The following is a 489-nucleotide window of genomic DNA, read 5'->3' on the forward strand; positions in this document are numbered from 1 at the left end:
CACCAACTCTCAGATGTGTTCACATTGGTTTAGTGCAAGTCAATGGAAACTACCAAGTGAAAAGCAATACAAGCAATTGCAAGCCTTATTCAAAGCGAAAGCTGGAGAGTTAACTAAAAGCCATCAAGAGCTGCATACGCAGTACCAATCGTTGCAGGAAACTTACCAGACTTTGGTTAAAGAATATGATGATCTAAAAACTCAATATGAGACGCTTCGTCGCCCGTTCTCTGTCACGGCCGATGTGCCTTATATCGATGTCTGGCAATTTGAACCCGTGCAGTATTATCCTGGTAAACATCCATGTGAGAAACCTGCAGCAATGCTTGAGCATGTCATTACGACAAGTAGCCGAGAAGGTGATGTTGTACTTGATGCGTTTATGGGAAGCGGTTCAACAGGTAAAGCATGTTTAAAGCTGGGACGGCGTTTTATCGGTATCGAGTTTGAAGAAGAAACGTTTGATACAACGTTGAAGCAGTTACAAGC

At 42.9% G+C, this 489-nt stretch carries 1 protein-coding gene; it reads left to right on the forward strand.

From position 1 onward, the window contains the following. Nucleotides 1–489, forward strand: a 489-nt coding sequence (locus AW165_RS18520; protein WP_171254269.1) for a site-specific DNA-methyltransferase, incomplete at both ends; no start/stop codon positions are given.

Origin of the sequence: Acinetobacter sp. LMB-5, from assembly GCF_001541635.1 — a bacterium.
GTDB classification, from domain to species: Bacteria; Pseudomonadota; Gammaproteobacteria; order Pseudomonadales; family Moraxellaceae; genus Acinetobacter; species Acinetobacter pittii.